Here is a 20,264-nt window from a genome sequence, read left to right on the forward strand (position 1 = left end):
TACTATTGGGCACATATTGCAGGGCATGTTTTGGTGTATCAAGATGGCACTATTTTGCCCTGTTTTACCAGTAAGACCGCTTTATTCGCATTATGTTAGAGAAAATAGGACGCAAAATAGGGCAAGAATTGATTGCGCGGTGCTGCCAGCATTCTTAAGCAGAGAATCGATACCAAGCTTGCATCCGATGATCCGCTTTGCATAAAGTTTTGCTGGCAGATAGTTTCAATAGCTCATGTTCTGAGCCGATTGCTCTTCCTCATACTGCTTCCAAAGCCCCAGGTGTCCGTTTTGTCGCGCGTTTGCGAGCCAGAGCTGTTTTCGAGCATCAGGCAATTCCATTGATCGATGTTTCCCGCCAGAGAGCTTCGGCCAATCTATAGCGAGGCCATGATCAGCCCCACCTGAACGGACCAATCTGATTTTTGATGCATAACTGGCCTCTGGTCGATCTGGACACTGTTTTTCAGAGGCGATGGTTACCATGCTGCCGAGTTTGCACGCCAGTAGGCGGCGTGCAAAAAGGCTCGGAATCCCTGAATTTTTGGCAACCCTTCAATCTCCACCTGCCATACGATCCACCCAGGATTTTTTTGCAGTTCCACGGTGGTCCGCGCGGCGATGAAACGCAAGCTCCGAGGTGAGTGTCATTTCTTTGTGCATTCTCGGAGAAATATCACGGTCTACGTGCCGCGCGAGTACTTTTAGGCCACGCACCAGTTCCCGGCTTCCCGGCAATTCGCGAACATATGCCTCAAAATACCGTAACTCTCTTTCAACGTAGTTGGCCGCGTCTCGAAACGCTCGGTCTCGGTTCATTTGCCCCGCGCGGTTCAATACGTGGGCCTGCCAATGTGTTGCTACTATCGACGCAAGTTCCGATGATTTTGGACACCTTGCGTTTTCTCCTCTTTCGGCAGCCGTAAGTAGGGCAGTACTGTATTGCGGTTGAAATGGCTCGCCGCCTTCCACTGAGCTGGCAGAAACGCTCGCTGTGAATTCAAATCGCTGTTTATGAGCGGACGTCGGACAAGTGACCTTTGCTACCACCGCGCGTTCCACTTCGTTTTGAATGGGCCCCAAATCGACATTTAAGCGTCCCGCGTGTCCAAGAGATGGGGATTTGCCGAGGATTTCTACGTGAAACCCAGCTGGATACTGAATTGAAACTTCGACGTTGTCGGCCACGGTAGAGAAGATGTCTTCTAGCTCACCGAGCAAAACCGATGAAATTTCGGTGTCAAATTCGGCATCATGCAGTCTTCCACCTCCATCTTCAGAGATGCCCCGCAGCAGTTGTTCATCATATCCATTTCCAATACCGAGTGCTGAAGTTGTTACGCCTCTTTTGCGCAATTCGCTCGCATGCCGGCGGAGTTCAAGAGGATCCGTAACGCCTTCGTTGGCGTGCCCATCGCTTAGGATAATGACCCGTGGCGGCAGTCTGGAGTCCGCCTCGTAAACGGCGGCGGCACGGTCAACAGCTTGGAACCACCCACCGCTCAAGTTTGTACATCCACGCGTCCGCAAGCGCGAAATCTCAAACTGGATTTCTGGCAAGTTTTTGTCGTCGACCGAAACAGCATCCAGGTGAGTAACAACGTCCGAACCAAAAGAAACAAGCGTCAAACGATCTTGGCTTGATAGCTTCGGCACGAGGCCCAACGCTGCCTGCTTTGCTGCCTCAAGCTTTCCACCTGACATCGAGCCACTGACGTCAATTGCCAAAGCAATGTTCAATGGTTCCCGGTCGCGTCTAGAAGACGAGTTGCAATCCGAGGCTCTTACCTTGGCCACCAAGTAGCGAACGGAGTCGCCGCGCTCCCAAAACAGCTCACGGTCAAATTGGCACTTCAGTTCAATGTTAATATCAGTCACGTTTCTTGCCTCCTATTAGTATTGCGCGGAGCTGGTCCGCGAGTTGTTCGAATAATGCGCGCTCCCGTGGTTCAAGTTTGCCTCTGATGGAAAGCTCCAGGTCTGGAGTGATGGAGATCCGGTTCCAGATCATGCCTCGTGCACGCCGAGGTGCTGGGCCCTCAAAAAGCTCTTCCAAACTGACGATCAGCTGCTCGATACTGGCAAGGCTCTCTTCTCTCTCAAGGCGCTTTGCTTCCCGTCGTTCAACAAAACGCGGTTTCTTGTCACCGAGCAATTCGCGCCTTTCTTCGCTGTGTCGGCCTTCAGATCTGGCACGCGGCATCGGAGCCATTTTGTATGCGAGCGGCACCTCTCTTTGTGTGTCAATGTTTCTGAGATATTCCCGCGCCGAACCTCGCGATCTGGGTGTGGTTAGTAGCTCCTCAGCCCATTCTTCTATCTGTTCTTCCGTTGCAGTCATGAACCGGCGTCCAATGTCTGCCAGCGTCATGCCGTATGCATTTTTTAACGTCAGAACCGCCTTGGCCCGCCCTACATTTGTTTTAGGGTAGGTTGCTCCTCTCCCCGATTTGCTTGGCGGGGAAAGTAGTCCTTCGCTAATCCATGAGCGCAATGTTCGAGGTTCCACCCCGGTTCTTTCGCTCAGCTCTTCAAGTGTGATTCCATCCTTCATAGCGAATCGAATAATATCGACATCTCGACATGTCAAGTTGTCGATATCATGGCTTGTAGTAAGTTCAGTACTTACGTCGCCTCTCATTTATTGATTGGCGAGCTAAAATGATGGCATGCGAAGAGGCGGCTGCTGTGAGTATTTTCTTAGGTACTATATGATAAGAAATGACGATTATTTGTCGGGCGATAGGTACGTCGACCACACTGCGCAGGTTATGCCGCAGGTTTGAGAAAGAATTGTTGTCATCCCCACATTAGTTTTGGCGAAACTTCCAAAATTTTTGGCGGCTGCACGCAAGTAAAACCTTCCCGGTGACGTTACGTGCGCTTCGATGTAAATCCTGCAAATAGATGATTATTTATTGTTGCATTGCGATAATGAGTTCGGAGCACGAGTTAGACATGACGGAGAATAGGGATCGACTGACGGCCGAAGAAGCAAAAGGTCTGCGGACGGCCAAGGAACTCGAAAGTCATTTAGCCTGGCTGGACACGTTTACACCCGCGGCTTTAGGCGTTCTCGCAATAGCTTCCGGGATTTACACTTATCTTGGTGTTTCCTCTCTTTTGGAAGATAACGGTGCAGTCTCTTTCTTTGCCGCCGTCGCATACTCAATCGCCGTTTCTGTCGGGATCTTTGTTTTTTGGAGCTACATGCTTCGGTTGCTGCCTTCAATGCGAACGGCGAGTGGATTCATTGGTCTAACGATCTCCACAATTGTAGGGTCTGTCGCAATAATTGCTATGTCCAGCTGGCTAAATGCAGCGGCTCTCGCTGGCTCCGCAGCAGTCGAACAACACCTGGAAAACACTGTCCGAGACTACCAAGCCGCTCTTGAGCAAGCCCATGACATAGCCCTAAGTGGCCAAGCGTTGGGCCGCGAAGTGGAGCGCGCTCGCCAGAGTTTTGAAGAAAACGCTGAACTCGAGCAGTCCGGAGTCCTCTCAGGCACCGCCGGTCGAGGTGCTGTCTTTCGTGTCCTGAAACAAAAGGCCGAGGAGTTGCGAAACCTAGAGGAACAGATTGCGGCACAGCAAGAACCTATCGAGGAAGCCTTCCAGAAGGGCAACGAAATCCTTGCAAAAATGCGCGAGCTTACTGTTGCGCCCGGTCCAGTAGATCGCCGCTCGGTTCAGTTCTCCGAGGAAAGCGTGAAGCTGGCGGGTGTTATCTCGCGCCTCAACCAGTACAGCGTGGCACCACTTGTTGCTCGTGCTGCTGAGGACTTGCCATCCTCGGTCGTACTGCCAGAGCTTGATGGGCGCAGCTCCGACGTACGAGACGCCCAATCGTCCACAATCAACTCTGTTTTGAACGCCTTGGACCAACGCAGCAAGACACTCAAGAACGCTGCTGACGAGGTATTGGACATGGAACCGCCCATCGAGACGGCATATAACCCGATTTCCAGCGCCGATGCGGTGATCAAGTACGCCCACAACTTCGTCCCTTCCTGGGCCGGAGCTATAGCCATCGACTTGTTGCCCGCCGTGTTGGTGTTTGTGCTGGCTATCACACAAGCCGCAATCCGCAGTGGTAAAGACGGCATGAGCATTGAGGATACTCTGACGCTTTCTGACCTTAGAGCCGCAATGAATGCCATGAAGGACGTAGAGGCGACTATGGGCGTCGCAGACGCAGCTATCCTGAACCGCGCCACTCCACAAAAAGATGAAACGTGATGAGCCTGTTAAGCCGTCTCGATCCTCGTTCAGGGCTACGCTACGTACTGATCCTTCAGCTCGCGATTGCCGGCGTTCTAATAGCGTCGGACGTTCTTGGTGTAATGCCAAGTCCGTTCAAGGAGCGTGTTCAACTCCCGACTGGTCCGATATCCCCCGGCGATCAACGTCGAGAGTATCGCACTGATCGTAGCGATCCGTCGCTTTTGCTGAAGGATGGACCTTTGGACGTACCCGTGCCAGAGGCTTTTCCAAACCGATTGGACTTCTCAGTTCAGGAAGTCGAAGGACTGGGGAGAATACTTCTTCTTAGCGGCCAGATAGAGGTGGACGACTCGGCCCGCTTCGCTTCGTACCTGTCTGACATGCAGGAGAAGCCCGACCTTGTAGCTCTCCACAGCCCGGGAGGAGTGGTTTCCGAGGCACTGTCCATTGGTAAGCAGGTGAGAGGTGCTGAGCTTCCTACAGCCGTTCTTGCTGGCTCGATGTGCGTATCGTCATGTCCTTACGTCCTTGCAGGCGGTTTGGAACGCATCGTCTCTCTTCGCAGCATTGTAGGTATGCATCAGCACTACTACGACCAGCCTCGCTTAATACCTGTCGTCTTCGCGGTAGAGGGCATCCAGAAGGGGCAAGGAGAGACGATGCAGCACCTGATTGACCTGGGTGTGGACCCGTCATTGATGCTGTTTTCACTGAACACCCCACCCGAAGAAATTTATGCGCTTATCGAGGAAGAACTCGTGGATACCCGCATAGCAACCCAAATTATCGATTGACACGAGACATCGAGGACTTCGCCTTGTTCAAGAAGCTAACAATTGCCTTGGCATTTTTTGCCACTACTGCTGCCGCTGGTGGCCTCCAGGTGCGCGACGCGGACACGATCGTTGTCGATGGCACTCCGGTCCGTTTGAACGGCGTGGATGCGCCGGAGCTTGGTACTCGTTCTGGTCAGGATGCCAAGCGCTGGATGGTGAACTTCCTACGAGGCAAGAACATAGAGTGCAAACTGAACGGTGAGCGCACCCATGATCGTTGGGTTGGCGTTTGTTATGCCGACGGACAAGACATAGGCGCCGCTGTTATTGCCGCCGGCTTCGCTCTGGACTGTGCGCGATACAGTGGAGGTCGTTATCGAAAATTCGAGACGCCTTCCGCCAAATCGCGACTGCGACGTGCTTCCTATTGTTGAGCGCGTGATCAAACTAAGTGCTGATTTCATCGCTAAATTCACCAGAGCCTGACATACTATGGTTGCGTTAGTGAGATCACTGTTTGAATTGTCGCGTGTTGGGCGATTCTACATAATTTGACAATGCACGCCTCGCGTGTCTTGTTTTGGCTCGAGTCAGAACCAAACGAACGACGTCCCAGCGCAGAACTTCTAAAGAGAAAATATGAGTATTAATAGCGAACAGTCGCAAAAAGTGGTGCAAGTCTTTGGTACAAAAGAGTTCACGCATTCACATGAAAATCTTTACAAGCTGGGCGGAAACCGCAGAAATATTTTCAAAAAACTCAACGACATAATAGCAGTGGTGGGTATCGAGGGAGCAAACGCCTTCAAGTCATTCAAAACGACAAAGCACGGGGAAAGCAGAATAAGAGGCTGCGTAAAGTACGATTTAGGGGACGCGTTTCGATTGATAACTGTCCAGTCTAATCGGATAATCTGGTTGTTGTTCTGCGGGTCTCATGACGAATGCGACAAATGGCTGAATAAGAACTCAGGGTTGACCCCCGCACTACTTGAAGGAGAAGTTAAATTTACCCGAGAAAACAGTGCAGGGTCTAAGCCAGAGCTAAGACGGGATGCGGTTCCATCTGGTAGCCTTCTTATCGATAGACTGGATGAGAACCACTTGGACGAATTCTTGGATGAATTTTCCGGTTCCGTGAGTCGAAAAATTAGTATTCTTAAGTGTGTGGCGGACCCTAGTGAGATCTATGACGTTTCCGGGAGGGTTGAGGATCCAAGCCTTGCTAGCCTCGCCCAAGATGTTCTCTTGGCTTTATTGGAAGACGACAGAGAAGGGGCGGCGATGCGGCTCGATCTGCATTTTGGCCGTGCAAAGACTGAAAATGCTTGGAGTGATGCGGAAATTGTAACAATAAAAGTGGGCTCCAACGTTTACGACGTCGCCTTTGGGAGTGACGACTATCTGCAAAAAATCAATGAATTTGCACGGAATGGTAAATCACTTGATTGGCTGCTGTTTATGCATCCCGAGCAGAAGACCATCGTTGATCGCGACTACACTGGAGCAGCACAGCTCTCTGGCGTTTCAGGCGCCGGAAAAACCTGTATTGCTTTGAGAAGGGCCATTCGACTTGCTGGGAACGCAGATAAGCCAGAAGTTTTGATCGTGACGTTGAACCAAAGTTTGGCCGGATTGATCAAGCATCTGGCCAGACTGTCCTGCGATGAACCTGATGTCCTGAGGCGAATTACAGTTGTTTCGATGTTCGAGTTGTGTCAGCGATTGCTTGAGGAGCTCGAGCCTGATCGCGTTCGCTATTACGGTGAAGTCTCTGACAAGCTCGGCGACAATATCGATGAAGTATTTCGGGAATACTACCGCCAGTGGCAAAACAATAAGGATGCATCGGTACTTTCGCGCTTACATCGCAATCTGACAGCCCAGGGAATTGATGCTGAAGCGTATCTGCGGGAGGAATTCGACTGGATCCGTAGTGCGCTCCCCACTCCGGACAGGACCAACTACTTAGAAATCGAACGGAGTGGTCGCCGCCATCCGCTAAGCGAAGGCGCAAGAAAAGCAGTCTTAGAAGGATTACTCGGCTGGGAGACGAAAATGGAGGCAGTGGGTATCACTGACTACCTTGGTTTAACCAAAGCTGTGAGCAAACATCTTGCTGATCTATCGGTCCACTATGACCATATCATTGTTGACGAAGCTCAGGATTTTGGGACAACGGAATTGGCAATATTGCGGCACCTGGTCGCTGAGGGAGCGAACGATATTTTCCTTTGTGGAGATATTGCACAGCACGTCCTGCCTAAACACCGGGTCCTTAAAAATGCCGGAATATCAGTAAGTGGTCGTTCTGAAAAAATCACCCGGAACTATCGAAATACGCGCCAGATCCTGGAAGTTGCTTACGCTGTGCTATTGAACAACCTAGCAGAGGAAATGCTGGATACCGCAAAAGATGACTTGGAAATTCTTGATCCCAAATACGCCAACAGATCTTTGAATGCCCCAGTTCTTTTGAAAGCCAGCAGTCTTGAAGAGGAACTGACCTACGCGGTAACTCATTTGAGAGAATTTATTCAAAAAAGTCCTGACAGCACTGCGTGTATTGTCATATCCGGTTACAAACACACCGAAGTTCAAGCGTATGCTGACTATTTGGGGTTACCTGCATTAGACGGCACATTGGATCCCTTCAATGAGCCTTTGGTGATATCTGATCTCGAGCAGACCAAAGGTTACGAATTTGATACGGTTGTGATCTTGAATTGTGAGGACGGCATACTCCCCCCTGCGGGCGTCCCTAAAGACGAGCTTTATCGGTTCAGTTGCCAATTATATGTAGCGATGACACGCGCGAAGAACGATTTATACCTTTCATATCATTCACAGAAAAGCCGTTGGCTGTCGGATATCGGTGACCAGCTCACAGAATTTGAGTGGAGTGATATCGAAAGTCTTCCTGCTGAACAGCTGCTCTCGAAACCAGAGAGGCTGCCAGATGTTGAATGGTCAGAAACAAATGAGAACGACCTGTTTGGACTAAGTGGCCACCAATTTTGCTTTACGAAACATGCTATGGGGCTCTCCAACGAGACGATAGATAAGCTGATTGAATTGGTCGACGGTAAAGGATTGAGGGCCGCAGGTGGCCGTGGAAGCTTAAAGTGGCGATCCGTCAGGAATGCGATTATGGCGGTTGAAAGCGAAGCAAATGCGAGGAGGGTGTTTGGTCCTCAGGTTTCCAAGGAGTTGCGCGAGAAATTCAGCCAGGAACTGGGGTTGGTATCGACGACTGGAACGACACCAAGTGGAGCGAGGCCAGGTCGGCGAATTTTAACTCTCAACAGTAAGTTATTATAAGTGAGTTGGCAGCTTGGATTTTGACGCTGGTATGAGGACGTTCAGGCAATGTCGCCGAGGGTCAGTTTGTTGCCGGCAAGCGACGCAGAAGCACCAGATCTCGCCTGAACAGGACGCCTGACGTAGAGTCGCGCCTGCGACGGTCCTGATCAACTTATTTGTTAGGTAGCGCCCGTATCTTTGTTGGGATAATCCTTCTGTCGTGACACCAGTTTCACAGACCAGAACAAGATTCTAAATCTTCAGTCGGTCGCTCCGAACCACGGCGACTCGCTCGGACTTATGATCCTAAGGCTTTTTCCAGTCGAACGACTGTTTCTTCAAGTTTCCTTACACGCTCTGAAAGCGTTGGCCTGGTCTGAGCCATTGGTGCGTCATCTTGAGCCACTTGCGCTTCATTTGATGCAGGCACCCAGAACCCAGTTTCTTTTAAGTATGATTCGACGGCGCCTGCGATCACACCGTTTCTGGTCTCGTCAGGGTTCTCCGAAAGGTAGTGCTCCAGCGCTTGCAATCTTCGAGCTCCGAGGCGTATCGATATTGGTTTGTCTTCCATTTCAACCCTTTAGCGTGATTATTACACTTTTGTGTACACGTATTACATTTTTACTTGCAATACGTATTACGTAATACTATATGTTTTTCATCCAGGCAATGATGCTAAAGCGTCTGGCGGTGCAATGTGGTGCAACGGCCTGGTGATCCAAATGAACAGCTTTGCGGGATCTCTCGTGATCTAATTGCGCGTTAGCAATCAAGATTAGATTGGGGTGATCGCTAAAGACGAATTGGAACCCGGACGCGGGTTCTTAGGCCGTGCGCCGAACAACCGTTTGCATGGGACGGTAAGGCGGATGCAGAGCTATAGTGGCTCGTTGGGGGTCGTGTAAGGCGGTTTCCAAGTGTCGGGGTAACTCTAACCCGGCTGCAGGTTCCCTCGCTGGCACGAGGGTTGTGGGTAATCCTTAATCCCACCGGTCGCAAGTATTGGGCGAGGATAGCAAAATGAGACTTGAAAGCCTGGAGCAATTCAAAAAACGGCGTAGTCGCGTCGCGAAACCTAACCGGTCAATGATGTCAACGGCATACTTTAACAGACGAAGGAAACGGTTGGGGAGAATTCGGGCTCGCAATTCAATGTGTCGACTAAATGCATTCTGCAATGGTCGACTGGGATACCGTCCGCTGCGACAACGCAAGTTGGAACGTGATGCGGAATATCTTCTTTTGAAATTGCTTATGCAGGTCGAGAAAGAAGGAGCAAAGAACAAACCGAGGGACTGATCCTCTCCCGGTTGCGGTGCATCGAACGATGGCATGCCAGTGCCATAAGATGGCTGTGGGTCGTCGTGACCCTGTCGACGTAGTTAATCACTATGGCGACAAGCCCGTGGGTAACTCCATGGAACAGGCTCCGGGTACGCGAGGCAAAGGACCAGCGCCCGGTTGAGGGTAACCACCCCCTCCCGCATTCAATCAAACGAAATAGAGTAATTTAAGGAGTGAAAACATGTCGATCGATAGCCCAAAAGGACTGGCGGCGATTATTATCATGGGTGATGGAAAAAGAGCCGAGGCCGTCGAAGCAATCATTCAAGCGTTTCCCAACCTTTCGGAGGACGAAGCTCATAATGCAGTGTCCATGGCCCAGAGAGATTTTCTGGGTCAGTTGAGAATAACTGAAGTCTCTGGCTACACCGTTTTCAATGGGGCTAAATCAGGAGACTGCCCATTTGAATAAACCGGTGCAAAATACGCAGCACTCGGCATTTCGTCTTCGTGTTCTAACGGTCGCGGATGCGAACTTCGAAGTGACAAAAACAACTCGAATTCAAGAATTTCGCCTAGATTGCGCCCTCTCGCCAACCAGACTGCAAACCTCAAAAGGCAAATTGCGTTCTATGGCGAACAGGAAAAACAAACTGTCAGTTTTTCGAAAACATGCGGCCGAAATTCTGCCCACTTTTTCTTCAACGGTAACCGGAAATTACTGCATATTCCAATGCTTGGGGGTCAACAGCAATGAGCATCTCTATGAATGAAAGTGACAAGACACGGCTGGAACGCGAAATAGGCGGTTTCAGTATCCGACCGGCTGGCCAGCGTGTACTGGAAGGGCAGGACGTTTCGGGAACAAAAGGGCAAGCAATCTGCGACGTTTTTGACGTCGCATACAAGTCGACCAAAATCGAAGTGCTCGACTGCAAATGGCCCTCAGGCGCACGCGATTTTCGTCCAGCCGCGGTATTTTCCGGCCCCCGATCAATCCAGCATCTGCAGCGTGGTCGTCTCAGAATGGGCATTTCGGATGCGGAGAACCCGGTAGGTGCCTCATGGTGTGAACTTCGGCTTGCTAAAATTAAACCCGAAAGTGACGGATGGTCTAACTTGTGTTCGGCTGGACCCGAACAGCTGAAAGCCGCCTCAGGTATCGATTTGTTTGAAGTCTTAAGAACAGAGACCGGTGTATTTGCGATCGGAACCAAAGAAGACGTACTGAACCGGACAGACAAAACCCGCGGGCGTCTTTGCATGACCTTTCCAAAAGGTGATCAGCTATCGCCGCTAGTTGCTTTTGTAGCGACGCGCATCATGCCCCTCGAAAATGCGGAAACGAAATCCCCGGTCGTAATTCAGACCGCTGACTGAACAGAAAAAACCGTCCGTGGTTTGACGGAATGCCGATACAGGAGACAGATTTATGAGCCAGACTGCCTTGAAATTCATTCCAAACGTCGCCGGCGAAGTTGAAGGGCTCGGCCACGCTGGAATCGAGACATTCCGCGACACTCCTTACACCAGCTGTGCTAGAGAAGCTGGCCAGAACTCGCTTGATGCTGCGGAAGGGAAGCCGGTGCAGCTCAGGTTTCGAAAAAAGCTGATTGAAGCAAAAAAAATTCCCGACCTGAAAAAACTTCAGTCAACAATCGACCAGTGTTACGCCGCCGCGAACAGCCAAGGTGACGACAAAGATAAGGATTTTTTCAAGCAAGCCAAAAAAGTCGCGGCTCAAAGCCAGATCCCGGTACTTGAAATAGCTGATTTCAGTACGACCGGCCTGGAAGGACCTCCTAATGATGTAGGTTCAAAATTTCACGCTCTGGTCAAAAGCAGTGGAAAAAGCAACAAGAGTTCTGAGACTTCTGGTGGTTCTTTCGGTATCGGAAAGAATGCGACTTTTGCCGTCTCCGACCTTCGTACTGTCTTTTATTCGACCCTCTACGGACCGGAAACTGATCTGAAAACCGCAGTGCAGGGGAAAGTCCAACTCGTTTCTCACAAAGATGAAAACCTGAACGATATGACTGCCAAAGGCTATTGGGGTCTCAAAGATGACTTTGCGGCAGTTGAGGATCCCTATCTGGTTGAAGACTGGCTGCGCCGGGAGAAGAAGGGTGCATCCGTACTTTCCATTGGGTTCCGATCCCAGAAGGACTGGGTAGACCGCATGGTTGTGGCACTGGTTTCGAACTTCTTCTGCGCGATCGCCGACAGCGAAATAGTCTTTAACGTTGGTGATGACGAAACGGGCGAAGAAAGAGAAGTAAACGCTTCCACTCTTCCGAATCTTCTTGAAGACGACGCAGTCAAAGCGGCAGCCGAAGAGGCCTCGCACAGCGATGATCTCGACATTGCAAGGCATCTGTACGATTGCCGCACTTCCGGCGAGTCAGTTGAAACCAATTTTGAAATTCAGGGGTTGGGGAAATTTGCGGCACGTATCCTCGTTCGGGAGGGAATGCCAAGACGTGTCGGATTTGTCAGAAACGGAATGCTCATCACACAGTCTCTTGAGCACTTCGGGGATAAGTTTTTAAGATTCCCAGGAAAAAAAGACTTCGTAATGCTTGTTGAGCCTGCTGATAACGCTGCAGGTCGGGTTCTCAAGTCAATCGAAAACCCACAGCACAATGCCTTTTCTGCCGGTCGTCTTGATGACCCGGTAAAAGAGCGGCGCGTTAAACTGGCCATGCAGCAACTCATTGGAAAGATCCGTGAAACCATCGCGCTGAATGCCGAAGCTATGATCGGAGACACTGTTAAGCTTGATGAGCTCGGCGAGTTTTTTGCCGATGCTGGTGATGAAGATACGAAAATCAGCTCTGATGAAAAGGACCCGCAGACTCTAGTTTATTCTGCAGTAAAAAAGCGCAGGCCAAAAACTCCAAAACAACCAGCACCGGGCTCAATAGGTGATCTGGGTGGTGCTGGAAATCTGGGAGGCGCCGGCGGCGCAGGCACTAGTGGTAAAGGAACCGGCAAAGGTACAGGGAGCGGGGGTAGTGGAACTACAGGGAACATCATTCCTGTTGCACTACAGGAGATCCGCAACGTCGATCGCGGCCCAAGAGAGAGAGCTGTATTCTTCACACCAGATGCCTCAGGTCGACTGGAGCTGATACTTCGCGCGACGGGAGTTTACGATAGCTCTGAGCTGAATGTCGCTCAGGTTTCCGGACCTGACGAGGCTGAGGTTCGGAATGGAAGACTGCTTCTCACTGCTGCTGAAGGTGAACGTATCTCCCTACATGTGGCTTTTGACCAGGATTACACGGGACCAATTGAGATGCTCGCAACAAAAGGAGATGAAAAATGAAAATTGATGCATCTTCTCATTTCCCTCACCCAGTTCTGTGCGACGGAAACGGAGACTTCAGAAATGGTGAATTCGAAATTGAGATCCAAGTTCACGAAACCATCGGGGCCGAGATTGAGCTAGAATATGAAATCAAGCTCACCGAGAAGGATCTCAATAGTCTTAGGGAGCAGGGCATAGTAAAGGCTGGAGCTTTTATTCGCTGCCGTGACACTTTTTACTCAGAGCTAAAAGAGGCGGAGAACCTCAAGGGGACCTGGCATTTAGATAACTCCCTTCTGTTTGGCGAAGTCGAAATTAAACCTCTGATTTGGCTTGAGAAAGATCTCCGCGACTGGTCGAGTTCCGGCTTCAATGAGGAGTTCGGAGAAACAATCAGCGTAGCAAGATCTGAAGTCATAGGAATTGGTGCGGATGCTTCTTTCAATATCGGTAAGGACAAGCTCAAACGGTTTGAAAGCATCTTTGAACTGGTTGAAGCTCAGGACGTCGAAAAGGGCACTGTAAAAATTGATCTGAGCACCGACGCAATCCAGATCAGAGTTGCGCCAGAACTGTTCAGAACCGTTCACCAGATGCGGAACAGAAAAATGTTTGAACCCGTTCTTCTGAACGGAATATATCTGCCTGTCATTATGGAAGTTCTCGATAATCTAAACGACTCATCGAGTTTTGAGGATAAGTCCTGGCATCGGGTGTTCATCGCCAAGTGTCAGCACCTTGGCATCAATACCGAAGACCCAGTTCTGCTTGAAAATGCGCAGAAACTCCTCGCTTCACCAATTGGAAAGCTTGAGCAGTCATTTGAGGAAATGAATCGTCATGCCTAAACTAGTTTATTTTTCAGAATCTGTTCTTGCAGAACTAAAGCTAAACGCAAGAAAGAACCTCGACAGGTATTTTGATACCGGGTTTCAGGATCTGGCTGGTCACAACGGTTGGTCGATTGCTCTGGACGCCATCGAATACGATCCGATGCTGCCAGAAAGTCTCGACGGTACCCCCGGACAGGGATCAGAAATCCAGAATTCGCTCACAGTTTTTAATCTGATCTCTGGGATGACGCCGGCAGTTGCCACGGAGGAACGCGTGTGGGCACGGTTGACCCATGTTGAGTGTTTTGGGTACGCGAGCAAACGCTGGCCTCTCAAAGAGCAGAAGCAGATTTCCGCCATAGGTAAACTGATTTCTGGTCGCCAAAAGGTGGCCGAGGCAGCCAAAGATATCGAAGGGTTCAACCTCCGTCAGGTAAATAAGCATTATTTTGCAAAGGGCCGGACGGGTGTCCGTGACGACAATGCACTGTCTCGACTCTGGTGGAACGCCTACATTGCGAGTCGAGTTGAACCGGAACAGCCAGAAGAGGCATTAAAAGTCATTCTGAAGACTGCGGATATACGACAGGCTCTGATTGAACGCCCAATGCTAAGCAACCGCATGCAGCTAATGAGAGGTATCGTTCGCACCATGCGAAACCACCCAGAACTGACCGCGTCCGAAGCAGTCTTCCGGCGGTTCATGGTATCGCTGAATGTTCGTGGAGGAGGTGTACTTTTTGAAGCGATGGACGATGGGAGCGTCGAAGAAGTTCTGAAGTATTGTTTCGATGATGCCATCGAAGGTGGAAAATCTGGCACACAGGCTGCTTAAGCGCTTACGTAGCTATTTCACCGTCTGCGAGGTCACTCAGTTGTATCACGGGAGTCAGTTTGCGGGCTCCCGCGATGCAAAGTCAGTTCGTATGGTTGGGGCAGTTTCAGCTGTTCGAAAAATCGTCTGAAATAGGTAAAGGGAACCGTCCTGCACAAGCCCGCCTATTAAGTGGCAATTGGTCCATTTGCATAGCTGGTGAAATGACCGTCTGGCTGGAAGATCAGCACAGGCCATCTTTCAAACTGTCGTCGGATACAATTTCGTTGTTCGCAAACAGATCCATGTGTTGAGCGTGAATAAAGTTGGTCTCAGAGATCTGATGGTTCTGCACGATGCTCAAATCCGCCCCTCTGGGGAGAAAGCGGGGATTGGCGAAGATGACTATGCCTCGCTCGAATTGACTGGCAAAGTGTTTGCAGACCCAAAATGTCTATGACCTACGCGCTCATTTACCTGTCCGAAGTTAGCCAGTGTAAACTAAAAGGGTCCGGAGCTGGGCTCGAACTCACGCACCAGCTTGGATTTGATAAGCCGACGGGATGTCTTTTTGGTCGTTCGCTCGGAACTCCATGCTCTCTGGGTCGACTTCGCCGAGCGCAATTCGGGCGTTCAGAGTTTGAGCACCAACTCCGGCGTTCAGCCACGCCTCAGCTTCATGCATGTCGAAACGAGCCTTCCGACGACCCGTAGTTACAATTGTCACGATAGCCTGAGCAACTTCGGTGATGCGATAATAACCAGCTACGGCCGGCGGAGGCATTTCACGGCGCTTCTGAAGAGCCTGACGCTTTACATCCAGCTTCTTTGCTACGTCGGCGAGACTTACAAGGTCCGGCCGAACCTCACGGAGAGCGCTCCCTTTCGGCAGTTGCTGCAGAATTTCACGCGCAGCGCTCACGATGACACTCTCAGCGTCCTCACCTTCCATTTCGAGTGCTACAGCAAGAAGGCCCGACGTACCGGTGCCAACGACTGCTTCTTCGAAGCCAGCCTCGAATACGGCGTTCGACAGGTCAAGCGCATCGTGCTCACCATCAGGGATGGCGAAGATGATGTCGAATTCGAATTTAGTCATCGTTTGAACCCTCTTGATTCAGTTTGATGCAATTCAGAGCTTTATTGCGTAAGTTCTTCGCCCAATTTCCGGGGTTCTTGGGAGTTGACCAGATTGACATCTGGCAAAATTCTCCACACCGGCACTCTTTGTCGTTGTGCTCACACAACAACAAGCCCCATGCGTGACCTTTTTTACGCACCTTTACAGTCCATCCGAGCTCCTCAAGCTCAGACAGCACTACTTCGATTTCCTTCTTAGAATGCCTCTCACGTGCCAAAAAACTTAGTCTCCGCCTCCAAAGTTGTCAACAGACAACATAATAGATTTTTACGCAATGCCGTTTCCGCTGAGGACAAATAGCTTATTCGATATCACTTTGAATCCTGAGATTAAGCCTTTGCTAGTAATAGAAGAAAATATATTTCTTATATGTGTTACTTAATGATGCCAGCACCTAATTGGCACCTCGCAGTAGCTCCGGATTTGAGCACAAATGTCACAATTCAAGGTGAGAAAATTACTGTCAAACCGCTCTCTCTGATAACTAGTCCACGACTAGTGTCCTAGAATTCACCGCAGATTTTCACCAGTGACGGACGCACTCATTCGACCATAGAAGCGTAAAGCCTTAAAGGAATCCGTCTCGTGGTGCCGGTTTGAAAAAACTGTCAGAGTAGTCGACCTTGTTGCCCTCTGAAGCCTCGCACCAGGTCAAGAAAGTTTCTGACGTTCAATAGCCAGTCTCTTTGCTCAGGCAGATAGGTATCGTGAAGAGAATCCGGCAGAACCAGCTGTAGTTTTTGAGATCGCATCTCTGACGTCTGAGCGGTTGAAATAGCGGGTTCGAGCGTTAGAAGGTGCTTAACCGAAATCCGGTCAGCCTCTGCAAGTACCTGCCGCCATCGATCTTTACAGCTGGTTTTGATTGCGAGAAAAGCGAGCCTGTCGACAGGGTACTTCGTGTCAGCGTATTCGTCTTCACCGGGGAACAAAAAATCAGCAGCGGCTCGCTTTTCTGTGGTCGCTTCTCTGGTGTAGTGAATGTTGTTTAGCTCAAGGAGCTTTTCGACGTGGTGTCCGAATGCAAGTCCTGCCCGAGACTTTCTTCGGTTTTGAACGCTCAGTGAAAAACTCAGAAATCCGTCGACGTCGGCACCGCTATTCGCGAGGAAACCCTGCTGCAGTCGTTCAGACACAATTTCGCGTTCAAGATGCCGGAACAGCGCCTCCTCGTGTTCCATCCAGGTCAAAAGCGCAGAATCCGGGTCATCGAGAGGATCAGGTGCCGCGGCAGTCTCACGGGCAAACGCTGATAGCTCCCTAGTTCCAGGAAAAACGCGACCAAACCTGCCAATTAGTCTGTCAAAAGCGTCGGGCTCTGGCTCTAGAACCTCAACACCGATGTCAGACAGCACGGACCTGGCCGCCAAACCGAGCTCGACCGGATTACCGTGTTTGAATGACGTCGAAACAGAACGACCTGAGATGATATCAAGCCCAAAAAGCCACAACAGTTGCTGACCAATCGTGGAGCCGGCTGGTGAAAGGATAGCAATGAGTTCGCCGTCACTTTTTCGTGCCAGTACGAGCTGGTCGCCGGCTCGGGCTTTGTTAACAACAGTTTCAGAAGCTGCCGCGTAATAGAGGTGATACTCGGGGCTCCGACCTGCCTTGGAGCGTCGCACATCACTCCAGGTGCAAAAAGACTTTACTTTAACGGGCTCTAAGTTGGGTTCGTCTGTCAGCCAGTAAAAAGTAGTTGTGTACTCCTTCTTTTCCTCGGGCGTTCCGAGAAACCTCCTGAAACTGCTGACACCCTGGAACTCGTGTTGGTTTGAACTGTTTCGGTTTACCTCGACCTCTGACAGCACTTTCGCTCCCGCGCCCTCAAAAAAATCCGAAAGCACACCAAACTTCAAACTTCTGACCCCTCTATTTCTTGGAGATGCAATCCCGAGAGTTCCAGCGAAGTCTGACCACCACCCAACCACTGTGCGACGGTTTCAATGACACTTCTTTCGTTCAATTTGTACTTACCTCTTAATACACACTCCCACACAATGCCGACCCGCCATCCAGCACTGCGAAGCGCTTCTGTACGTATGGCATCCCTCTGGCGATTTTCTCTGATCTTTTTTTTCCAGAACTCTTCACGTGTTCTGGGCCATTTGAACAGGTGGCAATTGTGCCCATGCCAGAAGCACCCGTGAACGAATAGTACTGCGCGATGTTTCGGGAACACCAGGTCAGGTTTTCCCGGGAGGCATTTTTCGTGCAACCGATAGCGGAAACCGAGCCGGTGTAATCCGCGCCGAACAATCATTTCCGGCTTCGTGTCGCTGCTGCGAATTGCAGCCATATTTCTACTGCGGGTTTCTTTGTCGTGGACATCAGCCAAGGTTAGCAAACAACTCTTTGTTTTTCCCAGACAGTTCAAGAATATGTGGACGCATGATACGAGCCACCTCCGCAAAAACAGGTACAGCCACAGAATTCCCAAATTGTTTATAAGCCTGTGTGTCGGATACAGGAATGCGAAAACTGTCATCATAACCCATCAGACGTGCACATTCGCGTGGCGTCAGGCGGCGTGGATTACGACCTGCGCCGCGATCGACGAGTATCTCTGATCCATCTTTGTAGTAACGAGCCGACAACGTTCGCGCGACACTATCTTTGTTCACAAGCCCGAAACCAAATCCGTTTCCTTTTGCCCTGTGTTTAGCAGCATAATTCTGAAGGTAGTTCCAAAGCTTGTCTGAAAGCGTGTATTTTGGGCTAACTTCAGCCTCGTCGCCGGTCGTATAGTGCCCCTCTGCCTGCTCAGTCCCGTCCTCGGGATGAAGTATATCACGCATAACTCTTTGACCGCGTTCCGGTATTTCCATCTCGTCAAACGAAAACGCTACCTCTTCGCGAAAACCAACGATAACTATCCGCTCACGATGCTGAGGGACGAAATGCGCTGCATCGATGACCCTAGTGTGAAGCGTGTAGCCGAGCTCTTCCTCCAGTTTGCGCCGAATGACTTCGAACGTTCGTCCTCCGTCATGGCTTTTCAGGTTCTTCACGTTTTCGAGTAGGAAAGCAGCTGGCCTGTGGGCCTGGAGAATGCGAAGAACGTCAAAAAACAGTGTTCCCTGAGTTTCGTCGTCAAAGCCGTGGAGGCGCCCAAGAGCATTTTTCTTGGAAACGCCCGCAATGGAAAATGGCTGGCATGGGAAACCTGCTACCAGCACATCGTGATCCGGAATTGAGTACTCATCCACCTCCCGAATGTCGCCTGCAATAGGCCGGTTGTCAGGGAAGTTGGCAAGATAAGTCTGTTGGGCGAACTTATCCCATTCTGACGTCATAACACATCGCCCACCTGCTTCTTCCATTGCTTTTCTGAGGCCTCCGATGCCTGCAAAAAGGTCAATAAAAGTGAAGCTCTCGTCAGATTGATAGAGGGGTCGAATCCGATCAATTTCCAGTTTCAGCAGTCTTAGAATTGCTTCGCGCGGTTTTTCTTCACCTCTTATCCAGCGATAGATGTGACCTTCAGAGTAGTCGAGGTGCTGCGCAGCCTGAGGTACGGTGTAGCCTGCCTTCCGAAGAAGAATTTCAAAGTCATTCACTGCTGCTCTTCCCTGGGTATTTTTCTGACACTATGAATGTCTTAAACCCTGTGGGCAAGAACAATTTGTGTACATCTGGTAGTCCTTTTATGGACTATCGCATGATCCAGGCTCAATTTTGCAAGACGGAAGCTGCCGGTCCGCAGGTTTTTCTGTGACAAACTTGCTGGAGTATTTGCTCTGCTCAGGTTTCGGCTACACCAATCTGACACGAACACCAAACAAATTGGCGACAATTCCAAACAACTCGATGAGTAGACTGCCCATATGTTTGAGGGGTGCACGATACGGGTCCAAATTCAGTCTGGTTTCGGGCCGTCCAAGGCCGCCATGTAGTAGTGCAAGGCGCAGTCTTGAAGTCGCTCAAGAAGCAGATCTACCGAGAAGGAGAATTTCAATTGGGTGCGTTACAGTCTGAAAACAGAAAGGCATTAGAACTCGCCAGAAAAATTCTGACGCTAAAAGTTGGTGACAACGAAAAAGAGCATATCCTTGCCTTCATCAAGTCGTTGAACAACCCCACGCAACCGAGGTTGCACCCTGAATGTAACGGCTCAACTGACCCGTTGTTTGAGATACCCGGATACCCAAGCTACGCTGTGAGCAGGCAGGGTGGCGTCTGGAGTGTGAAGAGTAAAAAATTTCTGAAACCATGGCGGGAAACGAGCGGTTTGCGAGTTGAGCTGCAGACCAGCAGATCTGATAAAAACGATAGGCCGCGCCGCCCTTATGTTCATCAATTGGTGTTGTGGGCTTTCGTCGGGCCCACGCCCTTCGGACTGCAACCGATTCATGTGAACGGAGATGATTCAGACAATCGTCTGCAGAATTTGAAGTACGGGCTTCAGAGCGAAAAACGGTCCAAACAGAGAGTTTTGAAGACAGTCGATATTGAGGCGATCAAGGCCCTTCATTCTGCCGGTGTGACGTTAAGTGAGCTCGCCGCTGACTATGGTGTTTCTCAGAAGACTATAAGCAAAGCTATTCACGGATTTTACGAATAAACACTGTAGTTA

General features: G+C 50.4%; 17 protein-coding genes. 10 read left to right on the forward strand and 7 right to left on the reverse strand.

Annotated features, from left to right (window positions below; genetic code table 11):
* Positions 1-555 precede the first annotated feature (555 nt).
* Together GOW48_RS18490 and GOW48_RS18495 are read right to left on the reverse strand one after the other, a co-directional pair.
* Positions 556-1,878, reverse strand: coding sequence for a vWA domain-containing protein (locus GOW48_RS18490; RefSeq protein WP_170755603.1), 1,323 nt, complete (start codon positions 1,876-1,878; stop codon positions 556-558).
* Positions 1,871-2,641, reverse strand: coding sequence for a helix-turn-helix domain-containing protein (locus tag GOW48_RS18495; RefSeq protein ID WP_214648677.1), 771 nt, complete (start codon positions 2,639-2,641; stop codon positions 1,871-1,873). Before GOW48_RS18495 ends, GOW48_RS18490 begins: the two co-directional genes overlap by 8 nt.
* A 317-nt stretch (positions 2,642-2,958) precedes the next feature.
* On the opposite strand from GOW48_RS18495, the gene GOW48_RS18500 reads away from it, so the two are divergent.
* From GOW48_RS18500 to GOW48_RS18515, 4 genes are all read left to right on the forward strand, one after another.
* Positions 2,959-4,239: a hypothetical protein gene (locus tag GOW48_RS18500; protein ID WP_170755673.1), complete on the forward strand. Its 1,281-nt coding sequence runs from the start codon at positions 2,959-2,961 to the stop codon at positions 4,237-4,239.
* Positions 4,239-5,018 (forward strand): COG3904 family protein, encoded by a 780-nt coding sequence (locus GOW48_RS18505; protein WP_170755605.1) that lies wholly within the window; start codon positions 4,239-4,241, stop codon positions 5,016-5,018. Before GOW48_RS18500 ends, GOW48_RS18505 begins: the two co-directional genes overlap by 1 nt.
* Before the next feature lie 23 nt (positions 5,019-5,041).
* Positions 5,042-5,434, forward strand: coding sequence for a thermonuclease family protein (locus tag GOW48_RS18510; protein ID WP_170755606.1), 393 nt, complete (start codon positions 5,042-5,044; stop codon positions 5,432-5,434).
* Between the two features lie 205 nt (positions 5,435-5,639).
* Positions 5,640-8,321, forward strand: a complete 2,682-nt coding sequence (locus GOW48_RS18515) for a 3'-5' exonuclease (protein ID WP_170755607.1) — start codon at positions 5,640-5,642, stop codon at positions 8,319-8,321.
* Positions 8,322-8,601: 280 nt separating this feature from the next.
* Here the strand turns inward: GOW48_RS18515 and GOW48_RS18520 are convergent, their stop codons facing one another.
* Entirely contained in the window at positions 8,602-8,877 is a 276-nt protein-coding gene (locus tag GOW48_RS18520) for a hypothetical protein (RefSeq protein ID WP_170755608.1), read from the reverse strand.
* Positions 8,878-9,831: 954 nt separating this feature from the next.
* On the opposite strand from GOW48_RS18520, the gene GOW48_RS18525 reads away from it, so the two are divergent.
* The 5 genes from GOW48_RS18525 to GOW48_RS18545 all read left to right on the forward strand — a co-directional run bounded on the left by GOW48_RS18525 (position 9,832) and on the right by GOW48_RS18545 (position 14,568).
* A complete protein-coding gene (locus GOW48_RS18525; protein WP_170755609.1) occupies positions 9,832-10,062 on the forward strand; it encodes a hypothetical protein in 231 nt (76 codons plus the stop codon).
* Between the two features lie 554 nt (positions 10,063-10,616).
* Positions 10,617-10,970 carry a hypothetical protein gene (locus GOW48_RS18530; protein WP_170755610.1) on the forward strand — a complete coding sequence of 118 codons (354 nt, stop codon included), beginning with the start codon at positions 10,617-10,619 and terminating at the stop codon, positions 10,968-10,970.
* Positions 10,971-11,022: 52 nt separating this feature from the next.
* A complete protein-coding gene (locus GOW48_RS18535; RefSeq protein ID WP_170755611.1) occupies positions 11,023-12,918 on the forward strand; it encodes a hypothetical protein in 1,896 nt (631 codons plus the stop codon).
* Positions 12,915-13,748 carry a hypothetical protein gene (locus tag GOW48_RS18540; protein WP_170755612.1) on the forward strand — a complete coding sequence of 278 codons (834 nt, stop codon included), beginning with the start codon at positions 12,915-12,917 and terminating at the stop codon, positions 13,746-13,748. The genes GOW48_RS18535 and GOW48_RS18540 overlap by 4 nt, the downstream gene beginning before the upstream one ends.
* Positions 13,741-14,568 carry a DUF6339 family protein gene (locus tag GOW48_RS18545; RefSeq protein WP_170755613.1) on the forward strand — a complete coding sequence of 276 codons (828 nt, stop codon included), beginning with the start codon at positions 13,741-13,743 and terminating at the stop codon, positions 14,566-14,568. The genes GOW48_RS18540 and GOW48_RS18545 overlap by 8 nt, the downstream gene beginning before the upstream one ends.
* 508 nt (positions 14,569-15,076) lie before the next feature.
* Here GOW48_RS18545 and GOW48_RS18550 read toward each other — a convergent pair.
* The 4 genes from GOW48_RS18550 to dcm all read right to left on the reverse strand — a co-directional run bounded on the left by GOW48_RS18550 (position 15,077) and on the right by dcm (position 19,248).
* Complete coding sequence (locus tag GOW48_RS18550; protein ID WP_170755614.1) at positions 15,077-15,646, reverse strand: hypothetical protein; 570 nt, start codon at positions 15,644-15,646, stop codon at positions 15,077-15,079.
* Positions 15,647-16,296: 650 nt separating this feature from the next.
* Positions 16,297-17,547 (reverse strand): type II restriction endonuclease, encoded by a 1,251-nt coding sequence (locus tag GOW48_RS18555; RefSeq protein ID WP_170755615.1) that lies wholly within the window; start codon positions 17,545-17,547, stop codon positions 16,297-16,299.
* A complete protein-coding gene (locus GOW48_RS18560) occupies positions 17,544-17,987 on the reverse strand; it encodes a very short patch repair endonuclease (protein WP_234900850.1) in 444 nt (147 codons plus the stop codon). The genes GOW48_RS18555 and GOW48_RS18560 overlap by 4 nt, the downstream gene beginning before the upstream one ends.
* Positions 17,988-18,018: 31 nt before the next feature.
* Positions 18,019-19,248 (reverse strand): DNA (cytosine-5-)-methyltransferase, encoded by a 1,230-nt coding sequence (dcm, locus tag GOW48_RS18565; RefSeq protein WP_170755617.1) that lies wholly within the window; start codon positions 19,246-19,248, stop codon positions 18,019-18,021.
* Between the two features lie 353 nt (positions 19,249-19,601).
* Here dcm and GOW48_RS18570 point away from each other — a divergent pair, with 353 nt between their 5' ends.
* On the forward strand, positions 19,602-20,252 hold the full coding sequence (locus tag GOW48_RS18570; RefSeq protein ID WP_170755618.1) for an HNH endonuclease: 651 nt from the start codon (positions 19,602-19,604) through the stop codon (positions 20,250-20,252).
* Positions 20,253-20,264: the final 12 nt, after the last annotated feature.

The sequence above is a fragment of the Ruegeria lacuscaerulensis genome, from assembly GCF_013033355.1.
Taxonomy (GTDB): domain Bacteria; phylum Pseudomonadota; class Alphaproteobacteria; order Rhodobacterales; family Rhodobacteraceae; genus Ruegeria; species Ruegeria lacuscaerulensis_A.